At 41.8% G+C, this 19080-nt stretch carries 17 protein-coding genes and 1 pseudogene; 6 read left to right on the plus strand and 12 right to left on the minus strand.

What is annotated here, in order from left to right; genetic code table 11:
* The first annotated feature begins 6 nt into the window (after nt 1-6).
* From gatB to AC0VYV_RS01905, 4 genes are all read left to right on the plus strand, one after another.
* Nucleotides 7-1440 carry an Asp-tRNA(Asn)/Glu-tRNA(Gln) amidotransferase subunit GatB gene (gene gatB / locus AC0VYV_RS01890; RefSeq protein ID WP_194222421.1) on the plus strand — a complete coding sequence of 478 codons (1434 nt, stop codon included), beginning with the start codon at nt 7-9 and terminating at the stop codon, nt 1438-1440.
* Nucleotides 1441-1747: 307 nt separating this feature from the next.
* A complete protein-coding gene (locus AC0VYV_RS01895; protein WP_194222420.1) occupies nt 1748-2695 on the plus strand; it encodes a diacylglycerol kinase in 948 nt (315 codons plus the stop codon).
* Between the two features lie 281 nt (nt 2696-2976).
* Nucleotides 2977-4344, plus strand: a complete 1368-nt coding sequence (gene rlmD / locus AC0VYV_RS01900) for a 23S rRNA (uracil(1939)-C(5))-methyltransferase RlmD (protein ID WP_475373215.1) — start codon at nt 2977-2979, stop codon at nt 4342-4344.
* Between the two features lie 220 nt (nt 4345-4564).
* Entirely contained in the window at nt 4565-4876 is a 312-nt protein-coding gene (locus AC0VYV_RS01905; protein ID WP_475366392.1) for an iron-sulfur cluster biosynthesis family protein, read from the plus strand.
* 100 nt (nt 4877-4976) lie between these two features.
* Here AC0VYV_RS01905 and katG read toward each other — a convergent pair whose 3' ends face one another.
* Together katG and AC0VYV_RS01915 are read right to left on the minus strand one after the other, a co-directional pair.
* Nucleotides 4977-7214, minus strand: a complete 2238-nt coding sequence (katG, locus tag AC0VYV_RS01910) for a catalase/peroxidase HPI (protein WP_475373216.1) — start codon at nt 7212-7214, stop codon at nt 4977-4979.
* A gap of 302 nt (nt 7215-7516) precedes the next feature.
* Nucleotides 7517-8341, minus strand: coding sequence for a Cof-type HAD-IIB family hydrolase (locus tag AC0VYV_RS01915; RefSeq protein ID WP_475373217.1), 825 nt, complete (start codon nt 8339-8341; stop codon nt 7517-7519).
* A gap of 390 nt (nt 8342-8731) precedes the next feature.
* Here AC0VYV_RS01915 and AC0VYV_RS01920 point away from each other — a divergent pair, with 390 nt between their 5' ends.
* A complete protein-coding gene (locus AC0VYV_RS01920; RefSeq protein ID WP_430247013.1) occupies nt 8732-9382 on the plus strand; it encodes an SDR family oxidoreductase in 651 nt (216 codons plus the stop codon).
* Between the two features lie 293 nt (nt 9383-9675).
* On the opposite strand, the pseudogene AC0VYV_RS01925 reads toward AC0VYV_RS01920, so the two are convergent.
* The 6 genes and pseudogenes from AC0VYV_RS01925 to hxlA form a co-directional block, all read right to left on the minus strand.
* Nucleotides 9676-9762: pseudogene (locus AC0VYV_RS01925) on the minus strand (YjcZ family sporulation protein); the annotation flags it as partial.
* Between the two features lie 439 nt (nt 9763-10201).
* On the minus strand, nt 10202-10801 hold the full coding sequence (locus AC0VYV_RS01930; RefSeq protein WP_430247011.1) for a response regulator: 600 nt from the start codon (nt 10799-10801) through the stop codon (nt 10202-10204).
* Nucleotides 10798-11934, minus strand: a complete 1137-nt coding sequence (locus AC0VYV_RS01935) for a histidine kinase (protein WP_475374388.1) — start codon at nt 11932-11934, stop codon at nt 10798-10800. Before AC0VYV_RS01935 ends, AC0VYV_RS01930 begins: the two co-directional genes overlap by 4 nt.
* 132 nt (nt 11935-12066) lie before the next feature.
* A complete protein-coding gene (gene desA, locus AC0VYV_RS01940) occupies nt 12067-13125 on the minus strand; it encodes a Delta(5) desaturase DesA (RefSeq protein ID WP_194222399.1) in 1059 nt (352 codons plus the stop codon).
* A 203-nt stretch (nt 13126-13328) separates the two neighbouring features.
* Complete coding sequence (hxlB, locus tag AC0VYV_RS01945) at nt 13329-13883, minus strand: 6-phospho-3-hexuloisomerase (protein ID WP_475366395.1); 555 nt, start codon at nt 13881-13883, stop codon at nt 13329-13331.
* Nucleotides 13884-13889: 6 nt separating this feature from the next.
* A complete protein-coding gene (gene hxlA / locus AC0VYV_RS01950; protein WP_430247007.1) occupies nt 13890-14519 on the minus strand; it encodes a 3-hexulose-6-phosphate synthase in 630 nt (209 codons plus the stop codon).
* Between the two features lie 184 nt (nt 14520-14703).
* On the opposite strand from hxlA, the gene AC0VYV_RS01955 reads away from it, so the two are divergent.
* A complete protein-coding gene (locus tag AC0VYV_RS01955; protein WP_098446173.1) occupies nt 14704-15066 on the plus strand; it encodes a winged helix-turn-helix transcriptional regulator in 363 nt (120 codons plus the stop codon).
* A gap of 43 nt (nt 15067-15109) precedes the next feature.
* Here AC0VYV_RS01955 and AC0VYV_RS01960 read toward each other — a convergent pair whose 3' ends face one another.
* The 4 genes from AC0VYV_RS01960 to AC0VYV_RS01975 all read right to left on the minus strand — a co-directional run bounded on the left by AC0VYV_RS01960 (nt 15110) and on the right by AC0VYV_RS01975 (nt 19009).
* Nucleotides 15110-15910, minus strand: coding sequence for an alpha/beta hydrolase family protein (locus tag AC0VYV_RS01960; protein ID WP_475374389.1), 801 nt, complete (start codon nt 15908-15910; stop codon nt 15110-15112).
* Nucleotides 15911-16044: 134 nt separating this feature from the next.
* The gene (locus AC0VYV_RS01965) at nt 16045-16233 is read right to left on the minus strand and encodes a spore germination protein (protein WP_194222395.1); all 189 of its coding nucleotides are present in this window, start codon (nt 16231-16233) and stop codon (nt 16045-16047) included.
* 143 nt (nt 16234-16376) lie between these two features.
* Nucleotides 16377-18026 (minus strand): lactate permease LctP family transporter, encoded by a 1650-nt coding sequence (locus tag AC0VYV_RS01970; protein WP_475374390.1) that lies wholly within the window; start codon nt 18024-18026, stop codon nt 16377-16379.
* 32 nt (nt 18027-18058) lie between these two features.
* Entirely contained in the window at nt 18059-19009 is a 951-nt protein-coding gene (locus AC0VYV_RS01975) for an L-lactate dehydrogenase (RefSeq protein ID WP_475366399.1), read from the minus strand.
* Between the last annotated feature and the right edge of the window lie 71 nt (nt 19010-19080).

Raw genomic sequence — 19080 nt, forward strand, 5'->3', positions numbered from 1 at the left:
CTGAAAATGAATTTTGAAACTATTATTGGTCTGGAAGTTCACTCAGAACTGAAGACAAACACAAAGATTTTCTGTAATTGTTCAACGAATTTCGGTGCGCCGCCTAACACGAACGTTTGCCCGATCTGTCTAGGTCATCCTGGTGTTCTTCCAGTGATGAACGAACAAGCTGTTGATTTTGCGATGCGTGCGGCAATGGCATTGAACTGTGAAATCGCAGAAGATACGAAGTTTGACCGTAAAAACTATTTCTACCCAGATAATCCGAAAGCTTATCAGATCTCACAATATGATAAGCCAATCGGTGAAAACGGATGGATTGATATTGAAGTAAACGGCAAAACAAAGCGTATCGGTATTACGCGTCTTCACCTTGAAGAAGATGCTGGTAAGCTCACGCACGTTGATGGAGAGAACCATTCTCTAGTTGACTTCAACCGTCAGGGTACACCACTTGTTGAGATCGTATCTGAGCCGGATATTCGTACACCTGAAGAAGCGTATGCTTACCTTGAGAAGCTTAAAGCGATTCTTCAATATACGGAAGTGTCTGACTGTAAAATGGAAGAAGGATCTCTTCGTTGCGATGCGAACCTTTCTCTTCGCCCATATGGACAAGAAGAGTTTGGTACAAAAACTGAGCTTAAGAACTTGAACTCATTTGCTAACGTACAAAAAGGTCTTCAATTCGAAGAAGTACGTCAGGAGAAAGAACTTCTAGCAGGAAACGTGATCGGTCAGGAAACGCGTCGTTATGACGAAGCTGGCAAGAAAACAATTCTGATGCGTGTGAAAGAAGGATCTGACGACTACCGTTACTTCCCAGAGCCTGACCTTGTTCGTCTTGCGATTAATAAAGAGTGGATGGACCGCGTGCGCGAAGATATTCCTGAACTTCCAGATGCTCGTCGTGAGCGCTATGTGCAGAAATATGATCTTCCAGAGTACGATGCGATGGTACTCACTCAGTCCAAGAAAATGTCAGATTTCTTCGAAGTAGCGATTGACCAGGGAGCTGATCCTAAACAAGCCTCAAACTGGTTGATGGGTGAAGTATCGGCATACTTAAATGCGAACTATAAAGAAATTGATGAAGTGGCCCTAACTCCGGAAGGATTAGGCAAACTAATTTCTCTAATCGAGAAAGGAACAATTTCTTCTAAGATCGCGAAGAAAGTATTCAAAGATCTTATCGAAAAAGGCGGCGATCCTGAACAGATCGTTAAAGACAAAGGCCTTGTGCAGATTTCTGACGAAGGCGAGCTTCGTTCAATCGTTTCAGGTATTCTTGACGAGAACGAACAATCCATCGAAGACTACAAAAACGGGAAAGACCGCGCACTCGGCTTCCTCGTTGGTCAAGTGATGAAGGCAACCAAAGGAAAAGCAAATCCTCCAATGGTAAACAAACTCATTGTTGAAGAAATGGATAAGCGATAAATTGTGAAACCCTCCCATTGCGGAGGGTTTTTTTATTGTCTATATAGAAGTGCAAGCTTGTATACCTCATCCGCATTTTTTCGGCTTTGCTTTTTTTTAGGGAAAAGCCTATAATCAGAACAGAAGGTTAAGCGGTGGAAAACGGTCACGAGAATGTGGGCGTTTTTTGTTTGCGGCTATCATATAAATAAAAGAAGACATTACTTAAGAGAACGCGTACGATTGTTGTCCAAACCAAATCAAAAAAGTAACCATACATGCAAATCAGAATGAAAGAATTAAGATAGAGAAGATAGGATGATGAAGGATGAAACGTGCAAGACTAATTTATAATCCAACGTCCGGTAGAGAACAAGTGAAGCGCTCGCTGCCATACATTTTAGAACGCCTTGAAGTAAATGGGTACGAGACGTCTGCCCATGCAACCACTTGTGAAGGGGATGCAACGGAAGCAGCGCGCATCGCTGTAGAAAGACGATTTGATCTTGTTATTGCTGCAGGTGGAGACGGAACGATTTATGAAGTAATCAATGGCATCGCTGAGCAGCCGTATCGTCCAAAAATGGGGATTATTCCAGTTGGTACAACGAACGATTTCGCACGAGCGATTGGCGTTCCTCGCACAGTTGAAGGTGCTATGGATGTCCTATGCAACGGCCTTGAAATGCCAATTGATATTGGTCGTGTAAACGAACATTACTTTATCAACATCGCAGGTGGCGGACGCCTGACTGAATTAACGTATGAAGTGCCTAGTAAGCTTAAAACAATGCTTGGCCAGCTAGCTTATTATATGAAAGGCATCGAAATGCTTCCATCCATACGCCCGGCGAGGACTCGGATTGAATATGATGGAAAACTCTTTGAAGATGAAATTATGCTTTTTCTAGTCTCTAACTCAAATTCCATCGGCGGATTTGAAAAGCTAGCCCCTCATGCGTCATTGAATGATGGACTGTTCGATCTCATGATTTTGAAAAAGACGAACATCGCAGAATTCATTCGGATCGCAAGTAGTGCGCTACGTGGTGATCATATTAATGATCCAAATGTTGTCTATAAAAAAGCAAGTCACATCAAAGTAGAATCAGTCGATAAAATGCAGCTCAACCTGGACGGAGAGTACGGCGGCCCACTTCCAGCAGAGTTTACGAACTTATATCGTCACATCACAATGATCGTCCCGAAAGAAACGAGCGAGAAACATACAAACGAAGAAGAAGCCGCGCACAAGCGCGCTATTTCAGGTGAGTAGAAGTGAAGTGTATGGGAGAAGTCAGAGACTGAGAGCTCTGGCTTTTTCTGTTGTAGTGGAGGGAAATTGGGTTTGGCCAATAAAAATTGATTTTGGCTAATATATTTCAGATTTGGCCAATATATCGTGAGTTTAGCCAATATAATCCCATTTTGGCCAATAAACCATGAAATCGAGCTTGCCTCACATGCAAAAAGCACCGCGCTGATACATTTCGCGATCCATTCACACTGTGGTACAATTTTTGTACATGAAATTGAACGGAAAAGGACGGAAACCAAATGAGTAATCAAGAAGTACCTGTAAAAAAGAATGACGTTGTTGAAGTAGAGTTCAGAGACCTTTCCCATGACGGAGCAGGCGTTGCGAAAATAGATGGTTACACGCTTTTCGTCCCGTACGGTATCCCTGGCGAAACAGCGAACGTGAAAGTGATCAAAACGAAGAAAGGTTACGGCTTCGGAAAGATTCTTGATGTGAAAGTTGAGAGCGAAGACCGTAACATGCCGCCGTGTCCAATCTTCTATCAGTGTGGAGGCTGCCAAACACAGCACATTACGTACGATAGCCAGTTGAAGTTCAAGCATAAGCAAGTTCAAGATGTGATGGAGCGGATCGCGAAAATCGACGTACCCGTTCATCCTGTGCTTGGCATGGAAGACCCATGGCGCTACCGCAACAAAGCTCAGGTACCAGTTGGCGAACAGAATGGTAAGATCGTCGCTGGCTTCTACCAGCAGCGCAGTCACCAGATTATCGACATGGACCAGTGCCTCATTCAGGAGCAGGAAAACGATGAAGTTTTACGAGTTGTAAAAGGAATTGCTGAGAAGTACGGCATCCGTGCATACGACGAGCGTTCACATCGCGGAACGCTCAGACACGTTGTTGCAAAATACGGAAAGCAAACAGACGACATCATGGTCGTCATCGTTACAAAAAACAAAGACTTACCAAATCGCAAGAACATCATCAAAGACATCACTGAGCAACTTCCGAAAGTGAAATCAATCGTTCAAAACGTAAATCCAAAGCGCACGAACGTGATCTTCGGTGACGAAACCCGCGTCCTGTGGGGCTCACCATACATTTACGATACGATCGGCGACATTAAATTCGCCATCTCAGCTCGCTCGTTTTATCAGGTGAACCCTGATCAAACAAAGGTGCTTTACGATCAGGCGCTTGAATACGCTGGACTTACTGGGAATGAAACGGTCATCGACGCTTATTGCGGCATCGGAACGATTTCTCTTTTCCTCGCGCAAAAAGCAAAGCAGGTATACGGCGTTGAAATCGTACCAGAAGCGATTGAAGATGCGAAGCGAAATGCTGATTTAAACGGCATTACAAACGCAGAGTTTGCGGTAGGTGAAGCAGAGAACGTCATTCCAGCCTGGAAAGAGCAGGGCATCAAGCCTGATGTGATCGTCGTTGACCCACCACGTAAAGGGTGTGACGAAGCTCTACTTCAAACAATTATTGATATGAAGCCTGAGAAAGTCGTTTATGTATCATGTAACCCAGCTACGCTCGCTCGTGATCTACGCATCTTAGAAGATGGTGGTTTTAAAACGAAAGAAGTTCAGCCGGTTGATATGTTCCCGCATACGACGCACGTCGAGTGCGTAGCCGTACTGGAGCTATAATAAACTTCACTAAATCCCACCTTAACTCCAAAGTTGAGGTGGGATTTTAATTAGTTGCCATAAGGTGTTTGGTTTATAGCAGGATTAGTCTTTATAATAGTTATACTTGTTGAAATATATTTTGTGAAATTGAATAGAGTGCAATTAAATTGAATCGCATATAGTGGTGTGATATGGTTTAGGCGTGAAGCATTATTGTATTCTTGAAGGAGTGAGGATCTTGACTATTACGTTTACGGACGCTGCAATTGAACATTTAAATACAGAGGATCACGTAGCTTTTCAGCTTAATCCTAGTTTAGGTGGATGTAGTATTGGTGCGGATTGGATCACATTTAAGGCTTTGTCTTCCAAGGAAACACAGACAGGTGAGAAGTTGTTAGAGACTAATTATAAGCCTGTGGTTTTAGGAGTTAAGCACGAATCCTTTTTCAAAGAAGATATGATCATTGACTACTCTAGTAAAAGAAATGCATATACGTTAAAAAGCAAAAGTGAGATTCTCAGTTCTCGTTTGCCATTAGAAAAATAAGTTAGATTTACGAGTGAAAACATCAGGAACTGAAAGATGACCGAAAAAAAGCACCATCTCAAACTCTTCTAAGCGTTTGAGACGGTGCTTTTATGATTTATTATGCGTTAGACGCCATTTTATCCTTACTCATTTTCAGGTCAAAACGATCAGCATTCATGATCTTCACCCATGCTGACACAAAGTCGCGCACGAATTTCTCTTTATTGTCTTCTTGTGCATAGACTTCTGTATAAGCACGGAGGATGGAGTTTGAACCGAAGACGAGGTCAACGCGTGAAGCAGTGCGGACAAGTTCGCCTGTTTTGCGGTCGCGTCCTTCGTATTCATTGAAGTCAGCTGGCTTCCATTCAATTCCCATGTCGAGTAGGTTTACAAAGAAGTCGTTTGTTAGTGTACCAACGCGATCAGTGAACACGCCATGCTTCGTACCCTTGTGGTTTGTCCCAAGTACGCGCATACCACCAATAAGAACGGTCATTTCAGGAGCAGTTAGACCGAGAAGCTGTGACTTGTCGACGAGTAGCTCTTCAGGACTTAACGTGTATTCCTTCTTCTGATAGTTACGGAATCCGTCAGCCATTGGCTCTAATACGTCAAAGCTTTCAACATCTGTTTGCTCTTCGGTTGCATCCCCGCGTCCTGGTGAGAATGGAACAGTAACGTCAACACCAGCATCTTTTGCCGCTTTTTCTACAGCTGCACTACCTCCAAGAACAATCAAGTCAGCAAGGCTAACTTTTTTATCAAGTTTGCTTTGGATTTTCTCATATACGGATAGTACTTTTGATAATTGCTCTGGTTCATTTACATCCCAGTTATTTTGTGGCTCTAAGCGGATACGCGCACCATTAGCACCACCGCGATAATCAGAACCGCGATACGTACTTGCAGAAGCCCAAGCTGTTGTCACAAGCTCGCTGACACTTAATCCGGAGTCGAGGATTTTAGCTTTCAGGTTTTCAACTTCAGCAGCAGTCAATTCGTAATCCACATTCGGGATCGGGTCCTGCCAGATCAAATCTTCCTGTGGTACTTCAGGGCCAAGGTATCTTTCTTTCGGTCCCATGTCACGGTGAAGCAATTTGAACCATGCACGTGCAAATTGATCAGCGAAATATTCGATATCCTCGTGGAAGCGACGTGAAATCTTTTCATAAATTTCATCTTCACGAAGCGCCATATCTGCTGTTGTCATCATAGTATTCACTTTAATTGAAGGATCTTCAGCATCTGGTGCAAGGTGCTCTGGTTTAGGATTCACTGGCTTCCATTGGTGAGCTCCTGCAGGGCTTTTTGTTAATTCCCACTCATAGCCGAATAGTAAGTCGTAGTATCCGTTATCCCATTTTGTTGGATTAGCGGTCCATGCGCCGTCTACACCACTTGTAATTGTGTCGCGACCTTTACCACTTCCGTAAGAGTTCTTCCAACCAAGTCCCTGCTCTTCAATATCAGCAGCTTCCGGTGCGGCTCCAACGTTAGCCTCAGCATCTCCTGCGCCGTGTCCTTTACCAAATGTATGACCACCGGCAATAAGAGCAACCGTTTCTTCATCATTCATTCCCATTCGGGCAAATGTTTCACGAATGTCACGTGCACTTCCTAGTGGATCTGGTTCGCCATTTGGTCCTTCAGGATTCACATAAATAAGCCCCATTTGAACGGCAGCTAGCGGACTTTCGAGCTCGCGGTCGTCTGAATAACGGTTGTCACCAAGCCACTCTTTTTCAGCACCCCAATAAATATCTTCTTCTGGATGCCACACATCTTCGCGTCCGCCAGCAAAACCAAATGTATTCAAGCCCATTGATTCAAGCGCAACGTTCCCCGTGATGACAAGTAAATCAGCCCAAGAAATCTTATTTCCGTACTTTTGCTTGATTGGCCAAAGGAGGCGACGTGCTTTATCAAGGCTCGCGTTATCTGGCCAGCTGTTCAATGGTGCAAAACGCTGCGATCCAGTAGCGCCACCGCCACGTCCGTCACCAGTACGATATGTACCAGCTGCGTGCCATGACATACGGATGAAGAGAGGGCCATAATGTCCATAATCAGCTGGCCACCAGTCCTGGCTGTCTGTCATTAAGTCACGAAGATCCTGCTTCAGTGCATAATAGTCCAGCTTTTTGAATTCTTCAGCATAATCAAAGTCTTCCCCCATTGGGTTGCTTTTGCGGTCGTGCTGTTGAAGAAGTTGCAAGTTTAACTGGTTCGGCCACCAGTCTTTATTTGTAGTCTTCACTTTAGTCGTAGTAATGGCGCTATCTTCCTTTGTTTGGCCGTGAGAGACAGGGCACTTCCCAGCTTGGCTGTCATGCATTTCATTTTTATCCATATTTCAATCTCCTTCCGAATTTAAGAAAATTAATTATAACTCCTATTAGATTATAATTATAATAAATTAATAATCATTTTGGAAGAGTTATGCACTAATTTTCACAAAATAAATTTAATAACTCGTTTTATAAAGCGGTTACAATTAATGGGAAAGAAATAGTCACCCTTGTTTCGGGTTTATTTATCCACTTACTATATATTTTCGATTCCATTACGAGTTTACCTCTTTCAAAAAACAGTTTATGGCATATCATATAATAGAAAAGAGAGGCGGTAATCCCCGCCTCTCTTTTTAGTAACCTATTTTGTTATAAGCTGATCCTTCAAAAGAAACTTTTCAACCACTTTTGCGACACCATCATTCTCGTTCGTATCTGCAATATAGTCAGAAATCTTTTTGATGTCATCAGGGGCATTACCCATTGCAACACCTAGGCCTGCAAATTCAATCATTTCTTGATCATTGTAGCTGTCTCCAACTGCAATGACTTCTTCCCGTTTAACACCGAGCTCGTTAATAAGCTTCTCGATGCTCGTGCCTTTCGTAATCCCTTTATCAGTAAACTCGAGAAAGTAAGGCTTAGAACGCATCACGCTGAATTCTTCACCTAACTCAGCTTGAAGTTTGGTTTCCACTTTCTTCAGATGCTCCGGTTCACCGACCATCAGAACTTTTACTACTGGTTCTGTGACACGATCGATAAACGAATCGACGACAGTGATTGGTAGACCTGTTAGATCAGACTCAATCGTTGTGTAGGGATTTTTTTCGGCGGTAATAATTTCATCCTCGACGTAAGTGTGAATATAGACGTTCTCTCGAAGACTGATTTCGTAAAGTCGTTGAACAGCTTCGACAGATAATGTCTGACTGAAGAAATCCTTTTTGGAATGACAGTTAATAATCTTTCCGCCGTTAAAAGAAAGAATATAACTCTCATAGTCTGCGAGCAGGAGCTCCTCAGCATATGGGACCATTCCGAATGTTGGGCGTCCAGACGCAAGCACGACTTTGTTTCCTTCTTGCTGGGCTTGCATAAGAGCTTCTTTGCTTCGAGCAGAAATCATTTGATCAGCATTGAGCAATGTATCGTCTAAATCTAATACAATCATTTTATATGACATATGTGATTTTCATCTCCTTACTAGTTTCCTTTACCATTTTACTAGAAATAATGAGATAGAGGGGGAGGGATTAATAAATGGAAAAAAGTAATTAGTGTATTAGGTAACGAATAGAACGTTAGATCATAATTGAAATAATAGAGGACTAGTTAAATTCATGGGCTGATCATGGTCAATTCCGTGAGCCGTCCCCACACTTTTAGAATACTTATAAGCTAATTAAATAGAAAGATATATCCATTTCGCTAAACTCTTATGCTTTACGCATCATGTTAACGGGTATATGAATAATGTAGAGCATTGATGTTACAAAACCATTTATAAGAATTGATAACATTGTGCTAATGATCATTTGATAGCTTAATATACTTAGAAAGGGTGTAGTAAAGAATGAAAGTACTTATTGTTGGTGCAAACGGTCAGGTTGGAAAGCATCTTGTTTCATTTATTCAAGATCATAAAGACTTAGAAGCGAAAGTTATGATTCGAAAAGAGGAGCAAGCTTCCTACTTTAAAGATTTAGGTGCTGAAACAGCGGTAGTTGATTTGGAAGAAGACATTAACGCTATAGCAAAAGCTGCTGAAGGCGTAGATGCTGTTGTCTTCACAGCAGGTTCTGGACCAAACACTGGAGCAGACAAAACCGTTCTTGTTGATTTAGACGGTGCTGTAAAAACAATTGAGGCTACAAAACAAGCTGGTGTGAAGCGTTTTATTATGATCAGTTCCTTTGATACATCTCGTGAAGCCATCCAGTCTGCACCTTCTTCCTTTTCACCATACGTGGTAGCCAAACATTATGCAGACAAATGGTTAAGAGCAACTGATTTGGATTATACAATTATCCATCCAGGTTTATTAACAAATGATAATGGAATTGGCAAAGTGAATGCAGCATACGAAGTAGAGAGAAATGAAATTCCTCGAGAAGATGTGGCAAGTGTCATTTTGGCCACTCTTGAAAATGATGCAACCATTGGGAAAGAATTTCAGGTTGTAACTGGAACGAATTCAATTAAGGATGAAATTAGTTCACTGTAATTGAAAGGTTATGCTTGGGACTTAGTACTCGTCTCACGATACTCATAAGTTTGAAGCTTCAGAGGCTTGAATTGAGAAATGTATGAGTCAGTGAATGAAGCGATAGGAATAGATTAAAAGGAGAGCACCTGATATCAGGTGCTCTCCTTTTAAATGGTAGTTACTAACAATTGTATTTTATCAGAAACGAACCAGAATGAATGTCCTTTTTCTAAATATTTCTGAAGGGGATATGAACAGAAGGACAAAAAAACAACCACCAGGAATTCTCCCTGATGGTTGTGATAAAAAAATTAGCAATCTTGCCCTTTAACAAACGCAGCGCCAACGATAATAAGAAGAATGAACAAAACAACGATCAACGCGAAGCCATTCCCGTAACGAGCGCCACCTACCTGGTTTCCACAGCCGCCATATCCAGCGCCGCCTACCTGGTTTCCACATCCGTAACCATAACTCATGAAATCATCTCCTTTCATAGGATCTTCTTTAGTGTATGAAGGAGATATGAATCGTGCTTAGGTGATGGACTAGGTAGAAGAAAGTTAGGTAGATCTTTATAAGACTAATAACAAAATTCTGCTTTACTAAAGCAGAATTTTGTACTTTCTATTTAAAAGAAGCATACCCTTCATCAGCCATTACGACGCTACAATTAGCAACTAAAAGATCGTGATATCGTCATGGTAGAGATCGAAGAAGGAGAGCATGAAAGGGTGTATCTTGCCCTTGTTCGTCATCGAGAAGGACAAGCAACTCGAGTAGGAAAAGAGTTTGTAACTAACATAAAAAAACATTTCTAAAAAAAGGACTGGTTCATCATTTGAACCAGCCCTTTTCCTTAAATCGCGATATTGCTTCAATTCGATTTGTTACTTCTAATTTATCCAGAATAACAGAAATATAATTACGAACCGTTCCAGGGGTAATGTAAAGTTCACTTGAAATGTCTTTTGTGTTTTTACCATCAGCCATTAACTGAATGACTTGCTTCTCACGTTCTGTTAGCGGATTTTCATTACCGAAAGCTAGATCCACTAACTCAGGCGAGAATATCCTCTGACCTTCAATGATCTTTCGAATCGAGCTTGCGAGCTCATCACTCGGACTATCCTTCAGAAGATAGCCACTAACGCCAGCTTTACGAGCACGTTCAAAATAACCAGCACGAGCAAAGGTTGTTAGTATAATGATTTTACATGAATGACTGCTTAGCTCTTCAGCTGCATCAAGTCCGCTCTTAAGTGGCATTTCAATGTCCATAATACAAATGTCTGGCTGTAATTCTTTTACTAAAGAAATCGCTTCTTCACCATTCGTCGCCTGACCGACAACTTCCATTCCTTCTTCTAGGTCGAGTAAGGCGCCAAGCGCCCCAAGTAGCATACGCTGATCCTCCGCAAGCACGATGCGTATCACACCGATCCCTCCTGTTCTTTTTGTTGAATCACATTTGGTACACGAATATTTAAAATTGTTCCTGTTGAAGAATTAATATCAAGAGAGCCGTTTACGAATTCTAGTCGCTCCCTCATTCCCTGTAGTCCGTGTCCTTTGAATGAAGTTGTTCCTTCTGGGATGCCATCACCGTTATCTTCGACTTGAATGAGGACATCTGTTGGAGATTGTTCAATCAGAACTCTGCACCATGAAGCGTTACTGTGTTTGACGATATTCGTCACAGCTTCTTTGAGACACATGCTTAAGACATTTTCTACGAGTAACGGTGTATTCTCAAGTTGTTGATTACCTTCAAAACGAAATTCCATCTCTGCGGCCTGTAAAATTTGTTGTACGCGTAAAAGCTCGTCTTCAACTCTTGCTCCACGCATATTCGATACCATTTCGCGTACTTCTTTTAAAGCGGTTCTTGCTGTTTGTCGAATATCATGAATTTCATTAATAGCAGCATCAGGCTTAACAGGAATTAGCTTTCTAGCTAAATCACTTTTAAGTCCGATCATCGATAGTTTTTGCCCGAGTGTATCATGTAAATCGCGTGCAATCCGTTCTCTTTCTTCAATCACCATCAGCTGCGAAATTTTCTCATTCGCGTTTTGGAGTTGTTGCTCCAAGCGGTGCTGTTTGTTTCGATAGCGAATGGTAAAAGGGAGCAGAGCCACTCCAAGCACACAGATGAAAATAAATGGGAGCTGTGGTAGTAATGTATCATCGTGAGTGAAGAATATAATCACTGTTGCAGCAATCGTCGTTGTGAGATGAACAATATAGAGTGTTAGAAACCCTGCTTTATTCTCGATGCTACCAATAAAAAACGCTAAAAACAGAGCGAAGTAGACATAACCGAATAAAATCGTCATCACAATACTTATGGCCATTTCAATGCTGACCCATAAATAGACTAATTTACTATTTGAAATGAAAGATAATCGATAGGATAAGAAAAATAAAAGAATGACGAAGATGCCGATTGTAATTTCTATAACCGATGAAGATCGGAAAATAAAAAAGAAGGGTAGCAAACAAAAAATAATCCAAACGTAAGAACTGATCCCAGTGTTCTTAGGAATGATATGATACCAGCTTTGCATAGGGATCTCCTTTCGAGGTGCTTTAATTACAGGATATACCATCAGTATTCGCCTGTCACTTATCTACCATTAGTATAATCTCTTTAAAGATATTGAAAAACCCATCCAGGCTGAATGGGTTTTTCAGTAATGTTATTTTTCCTGGAAGCTTGGTCTTTTCGTAGTCATCATCGCAAGCTTTGCAGGATTTTTAAGAAGTGGTTTTACTTCTTTAAATGTAACGAACGTTTTATTCTTTGTATCATATAGACGGAATCGAATGGATTCAAGGCTTGATAATAACGTAATCGTCGTCGCCTTATGCAATGGAGGCGTTGATTCATGCGCCTTTTCAAGATGATAGTTTGGCACTCTTGGACTTAAGTGATGCACGTGATGATACCCGATGCTTCCGGATACCCACTGAAGAAGTTTAGGAAGTTTATAGTAAGAACTGCCATCCACGGCTGCTTTTACAAAGTCCCACTCTGTTTCATCTTCATAATAAGAGTCCTCGAATTGGTGCTGAACATAGAACAACCAGATTCCAAGTGACCCAGCAACATAAAGAATTGGAAGTTGAATGATTAGAAACGCTTCCCATCCAATAGCCAGGATCAATAGGGAATAGATCGCAACGATTGATGCGTTGGTAATGTATGTGCTCATACGCTCTTTACGTTTCGCGTCTTTGCGATTAAAACGGTTAGCGATAAGGAAAAGGTAGATCGGACCAAGCCCGAACATCACAATCGGGTTACGGTAGAGACGATAAGCGAGTCTCCCCCAGAATGTAGCTGCAGCATACTCTTCAACTGTCATCACCCAGATATCGCCTGTTCCACGCTTATCTAAGTTTCCACTTGTTGCGTGATGAATATTATGCTCGCGTTTCCATTTTTCAAACGGGAAAAGAGTAATGATCCCAGAGATCGTACCAACTATCCGGTTTGCTTTTTGACTCTTAAAGAAAGAGCCGTGTGTGCAATCGTGAAAAATAATAAAGATTCGAACGACAAATCCTCCTGCGATCATCGCAAGTGGAACGGCTAACCAGGCAGACACGCTTAAGCTCTGATAAGCCAGAAACCATAGCAACAAGAATGGAAGAAGGGTGTTCAAGAGCTGTCGTACCCCTACGACCGTGTCGGGTTTTGCGAAAGTTGATACACTTTTTTTCAATTCTTTTTGTTTTTGTTTTTGTTCATTCATATGGTTACCCCTTTGTTAGGCATAGTTGAAATAACGTTAAGCCTAATGATAGAGGATTTGGTGTCATGGTGTAAGACACAAACGTCAGGACATAACCATGATAAATGTCATGGGTTTGTTGGGGATAAAAGGAAGATAGAGTATGCTATCATGCAAAAAAGCCTGAAAAACCTCTACTTTAGAGGTTTTTCAGGCTTTTAACACTATTCTAAGTTCGCATGCTTTCCATACATCTTATTCGTATCCAACCCTTTCTTATCCATAAAGCGTAAAATTATCGCATCATAGAAAAGTAAAAGAGTCTGTTCAAATAAAGAGCCCATTGGCTGAATCGTTTCATAATCACCTGACTGATCCTTTGGTGAACCTGGTAATGTTACGATGATGTCTGCTAGCTCGCCAATTGTTGAGTCAGGATTAATTGTTACAGCAGCGATCTTTCCGCCGATATTGGCGGCCTTATTCGCAATGGAAACGAGCTGTTTCGTTTCACCAGAACCTGATCCGATGATGACAAGATCACCTTCTTCAAAGTTTGGTGTGACCGTTTCGCCAACAACGTAAGCATCAATTCCCATGTGCATCATGCGCATCGCAAAAGACTTTGCCATAAAGCCAGATCGACCACCGCCAGCAACGAAAACCTTGTTCGCTTCGAGAATTTCGTTAGCGAGCTGTTCCGCTTCTTCGTCAGCAATGAGATCTACTGAACGATTTAGCTCATCAATGATTTCAGCTAAATAGTGAGTAGTCTGCATGGTTGATTATCCTTTAATAAGCTCTTGCATTTTTGATGCAACGGCTTTTTTATCGTCTTCACCAGTAATACCGCCACCTACGATGACAAGGTCTGGTTGTACTTTTACAACTTCTTCAAGAGAATCAAGCTTAATGCCACCAGCGATTGCTGTTTTCGAATTCTTTACGACGCCTTTAATTGTTTCAAGGTCTTCGAAAGAATTCTGGCCTTTTGCTTGAAGATCGTATCCAGTGTGGACACAAATATAGTCAACGCCAAGTGCGTCTACTTCTTTCGCACGAGTTGCGAGATCTTTCACTGCCATCATATCAACAAGGATTTCCTTACCTTGTTTCTTCGCTTCTTCAACAGCACCTTTGATTGATTCATCTTCAGCAGCACCAAGAATTGTGATGATATCTGCGTTAGATTCAGATGCTTTCATAACTTCATATCCTGCAGCATCCATAATTTTAAGGTCTGCAAGAACTTCAAGGTTAGGGAATGCTGCTTTCATATCTTTGACAGCACGAAGACCTTCATTGATGACGATCGGCGTACCGATTTCAACAATATCAATATGCTCCTGAACTTCTTTCACTAGTTCAATACCTTCTTCTGTGTTTACCAAATCTAATGCTAGCTGTAATTTCATAATACGTTCACTCCCAATCCATAATTTTTCTTTCTCTCTCTTGTCCGACACCAATATAATCGATCTGTTGGTGTAGTAGCAAGTATACTGCTTACAACCTATTAATGTAAGTACGCACATTAAACTTACATAGTGTCAAAAAGTATACTATGAGTTATACTGGGCTTAAACGGAGGTGATGCGTATGTCACGTACCCAGGATAAAACATTTTACTGTGAAAAAGAATTAACGCTTGCGGTTATCGGAGGCAAATGGAAAATGCTTATCTTATGGCATTTAGGTAAGCAGGGAACGAAGCGATTTGGTGAGCTAAAGTCACTAATGCCGGGAATTACACAGCGTATGCTAGTGAACCAGCTACGAGAATTAGAAGACGACCAAATCGTACATCGAGAAGTATACCCTGTTGTCCCTCCGAAAGTAGAGTATTCCCTTACCGAGCAAGGTGAAACATTAATGCCTATACTCGACTCCATGTATGAGTGGGGGAAGAATTACAATCAGAACGTCCTTGGCAAACCGATTGAGACGAAAGAGTCTGTATAGAAATAAACGAAAAGCCGGGGCGCTCCCCGGCTTTTCGTTTATTTTAATATTCGACTAAAAGTGAAAGTTCTTCCTTAATTGTTTCCCATGCAAATGAATTCGTATCGGTCAGCACAAAGTGTTCTGCTGAGGGGAGTTCGATAAGTTTAACAAAATCGCCTTCGCCTTCAGCTTCGCGCTGGTAGTAATCACTAATCCCGATCGGAACATTAATGTCTAGCGCACCATGAACGAGAATTTGTTGCACACCAAGCGGAAGAAGTTCCACAGGGGAAGCATTTTTGTAGCGCTCTGGATATTCTCTAGGCGAACCACCTAGTAGTTCTGCGGTAGGGTTATTTGGTTCAAGAGAGAGAACTTGATCTCTGTACTCATGAACACCATGCATCATTTCAAGATCGTTCACACCTGCAAGGCTAACCACTCCGTGAATAGGAAGAGGGGTGTCCGTAATGAATAACTCACTATTCTTATCTATACGGTGACGCGCAGCAATCCATGTAGCAAGATGGCCCCCAGCTGAATGTCCAATCGTAACCACTTTGTTTAGATCGAGCGGATAGGATTCTGCAAGTGTTCTTATGTAGTCAGTTGCTTTTGCAGCATCTGTAAGTGTTCCAGGATAACCTCCGCCTTCTTGTCCCGTTCGACGGTATTCAATGTTCCACGTGGCAAATCCACTCGCTGTTAAATCTTCCGCCACTTTTCTCATGATCTCGAGTGTGAACGGTTTTCTCCAAAAGCCGCCGTGAATAACGATTGCCACGGGGAAAGGTCCTTCTCCTTCTGGAAGTCGTAGTTCGCCAAATTGATTTTCGTTCTCTCCGTAGAAAAATTTCTCCATGTTACTTACCACCTCTCAGATTGGATTAGAGTCCTCTTCATTATCGCATATCTCCTGACACTTTCATTACGTTAGGAATTGAAAAAACCAATCGTTAATCGATTGGCTTTACTTCATAAAAAGGATAATGATGCCTATTGTCCGGACTTTATTCCTTTTGCAACGCTATAAAAATTATTTACAATCATAAATGATCCTGTATTGCCCCCACCGGATCCACTAACCGTATTACTTACGGAGATTGGGGAGATCGTGTGTGCACATTGAACTACCGTTCCGCTATTATTTGTAATGATCACTGGTCCTCTAATAAAACAACCCATCCATTTCACTCCTCAAAAGCCATCTTCTGATAGCAGTATATGGACAAACTGAGTGAATGGTGTGGACATGTCTTTAAAATTAGCGTCTAAATTTAATGAAGCATAAAAAATAGGAGTCAGCTTCTTGACTCCTAATTAAATCGTTAACTTATGAAAATCGCTTGCGCAAATGTGATGCCCCCGGTGATGAGTAAAAAGACGAAGCTATATTTAAGAGTGAAACGGAAGAGATCTCCTTCTCGTCCTACTAGGCCAACCGCACCTGTTGCAACAGCGATAGACTGAGGAGATAGCATTTTTGCCATCACGCCACCTGCAGTATTCGCAGCAACGAGAACCATTGGAAGAACAGCAATTTGTTGAGCAGTAATTTGTTGCAAGTTCCCGAATAAAGCATTGTTAGACGTAACAGAACCAGTTAAGAATACGCCAAGCCATCCTAGGAGTGGAGAAAGGAATGGGAAGACACCTCCGCTTGCAGCAAGAGCTAGACCTAATGTAGAGCTCATGCCACTATAATTTGCAATGAAGGCAAATCCTAGCACCATCATAATTGTAAGTACGGGCTTTTGAAGTTCTTTTATTGTTTCAACAAAAGCTTCTAGCGCTGCTTTAGGACTCATTCTAAGAATGAAAATAGATAGGACCGCAGCGATGAAGATGGATGTTCCTGTTGCTGAAAGAAGATCAAGTTTCAACATCGCCCCATATGGTGTAGGTTCACTTACAATTGGTGCTGTTTTAATAACGAGATTATGGAGTCCGGGTACAGGAATCTGAAGGATCGTTGTTTCAAGTAATCCCCCTTCTACAAATAAATTCTTGAAAGGTTTTAGACTCCAAATTGTGACCATTGCTGTTAAAGCAATGAACGGAGACCATGCTTTTAAAATTCGTCCAGCTGTTAGCTGAGCTTCTGGATCAAGAGAAACAGCAAGCTGTGCTTCAACTGGGTCAATCGTATGGTTTTGCTGCATTTTTGGATGCCAAATCTTCACGAATACAGCTACGGCTACTAAACTAACGATAGAAGACGTAATATTAGGCAGCTCTGGTCCAATAAAAGTTACTGTCGCCCATTGTGTAATGGCATAAGTACTACCGGCTACAAGAGCTGCTGGCCATACTTCTTTCAAGCCTTTCATACCATCCATAATGACGACGAGTAGGAATGGAATTGTGAAAGAGATAAATGGAAGAGACGTGCCAAGAAATTGACCAATTTCCAGTGGAGCGAGCCCGCTCACTTGACCGGCAACAATGACAGGGATGCCCATTGCTCCAAATGCTCCACTAGCTGTATTGGCGATTAAACAAAGGCCCGCTGCTTTAAGTGGTTCGAATCCAAGTCCTACAAGAAGAGCGGCTGTAATCGCAATCGGTGCTCCAAAACCAGCTGCGCCTTCAAGAAACGCATTAAATGAAAAGGCGACGAGCAACATTTGGATTCGTTTGTCATCTGTAATGGATACAATGGAACTCCTGATAATATCGAATTGCCCACTTTTTACAGAAAGTTTATAAAGATAGACAGCACCAATAACGATGTAAGAGATTGGCCATAAGCCAAATGCAAATCCGTAACCAGTAGTCGCTGCAACCATCGTAATAGGCATATCATAGAAGAGGATCGCAATCACTATAGCGAGCATCACTGTAACAGTAGCAGCGATATGCCCTTTCATTCGAAAAGCGGTAAGAGCAAGAAAGAAAAAGATAATCGGAATAAGAGCAATAAAAGCGGATAGCCAGATGTTATTAAATGGGTCATATACTTGTGTCCATGTTTCCATGGGGATCACCTCTTAAGCGTTATAGTAGGTATTCATTTAACCGTCTCAAAACAGGGTTTCATTGCTTCGCGTAACGTCCTTGCAGAATGATGCAGTTGTTTCATCTCGGTCTCTGTGAGATCAAGCTCTACAATTTCTCGAATACCGTTTCTGTCGATAATGGCAGGTGCGCCAATATAGATGTCATTAAGACCATATTCACCTTGCATCAATGTTGAGATCGTTAGGATAGAGCTTTCGTTCCTTAGAATCGCTTTGGTCAGACGTACAAGTCCCATTGCAATACCGTAATAAGTTGCGCCTTTCCGATGAATAATGTGGTAAGCTGCGTCGCGGACGTTCGTGAAAATCTCGTCAAGTACTGGCAACTCTTCTTCTGATAGCATTTTCGTTACTGGGCGGCTACTAATGGTAGCGTGGCTCCATACTGGAAGCTCCGTATCGCCATGCTCGCCGAGGATATAAGCATGTACATTTCTAGAATCGACCTTGAAATGATCGCCGATTAAGTAACGAAGTCTTGCGGTATCAAGAATCGTACCAGAACCAATAACGCGTTCCATCGGTAGACCAGAGAATTTCCATGTAGCATAAGAGAGGATATCTACTGGATTCGTTGCAACGATGAATAGTCCGTCAAAACCACTCTCCATAACGGCAGTAACAATTCCCCTGAAGATGTTTACATTCTTTTCAACAAGATCAAGTCTCGTTTCCCCAGGTTTCTGATTTGCGCCGGCTGTAATTACGACAATGTCAGCATCTCGACAGTCTTCATAATCCCCTGCCCAAATTCTCATAGCTGATCCAAACGGCATCCCGTGATTTAAATCTCTTGCTTCTCCTTCAGCTTTTTCTTTATTTAAGTCAATGAGCACCATTTCATTTACTACTTCTTGATTTAATAAGGCGAAAGCATAGCTTGTCCCAACAAATCCAGTTCCAATGACAGCAACTCTAGTTGTATATCGTTCGTTTTTCATATTAATTCCACCAATCTATTGTATGTGATGTCTTTCACATACATAATATAACGTGGATTTAATTGCTCATA

Source organism: Anaerobacillus sp. QJM3NY_17, assembly GCF_056173665.1.

Bases quoted from the DNA above. Each gene is read 5' to 3' on its own strand.
- gatB (WP_194222421.1), top strand. From the start codon at position 7: ATGAATTTTGAAACTATTATTGGTCTGGAAGTTCACTCAGAACTGAAG.
- AC0VYV_RS01895 (WP_194222420.1), top strand. From the start codon at position 1,748: ATGAAACGTGCAAGACTAATTTATAATCCAACGTCCGGTAGAGAACAA.
- rlmD (WP_475373215.1), top strand. From the start codon at position 2,977: ATGAGTAATCAAGAAGTACCTGTAAAAAAGAATGACGTTGTTGAAGTA.
- katG (WP_475373216.1), bottom strand. From the start codon at position 7,214: ATGGATAAAAATGAAATGCATGACAGCCAAGCTGGGAAGTGCCCTGTC.
- AC0VYV_RS01915 (WP_475373217.1), bottom strand. From the start codon at position 8,341: ATGTCATATAAAATGATTGTATTAGATTTAGACGATACATTGCTCAAT.
- AC0VYV_RS01920 (WP_430247013.1), top strand. From the start codon at position 8,732: ATGAAAGTACTTATTGTTGGTGCAAACGGTCAGGTTGGAAAGCATCTT.
- AC0VYV_RS01935 (WP_475374388.1), bottom strand. From the start codon at position 11,934: ATGCAAAGCTGGTATCATATCATTCCTAAGAACACTGGGATCAGTTCT.
- desA (WP_194222399.1), bottom strand. From the start codon at position 13,125: ATGAATGAACAAAAACAAAAACAAAAAGAATTGAAAAAAAGTGTATCA.
- hxlB (WP_475366395.1), bottom strand. From the start codon at position 13,883: ATGCAGACTACTCACTATTTAGCTGAAATCATTGATGAGCTAAATCGT.
- hxlA (WP_430247007.1), bottom strand. From the start codon at position 14,519: ATGAAATTACAGCTAGCATTAGATTTGGTAAACACAGAAGAAGGTATT.
- AC0VYV_RS01955 (WP_098446173.1), top strand. From the start codon at position 14,704: ATGTCACGTACCCAGGATAAAACATTTTACTGTGAAAAAGAATTAACG.
- AC0VYV_RS01960 (WP_475374389.1), bottom strand. From the start codon at position 15,910: ATGGAGAAATTTTTCTACGGAGAGAACGAAAATCAATTTGGCGAACTA.
- AC0VYV_RS01965 (WP_194222395.1), bottom strand. From the start codon at position 16,233: ATGGGTTGTTTTATTAGAGGACCAGTGATCATTACAAATAATAGCGGA.
- AC0VYV_RS01970 (WP_475374390.1), bottom strand. From the start codon at position 18,026: ATGGAAACATGGACACAAGTATATGACCCATTTAATAACATCTGGCTA.
- AC0VYV_RS01975 (WP_475366399.1), bottom strand. From the start codon at position 19,009: ATGAAAAACGAACGATATACAACTAGAGTTGCTGTCATTGGAACTGGA.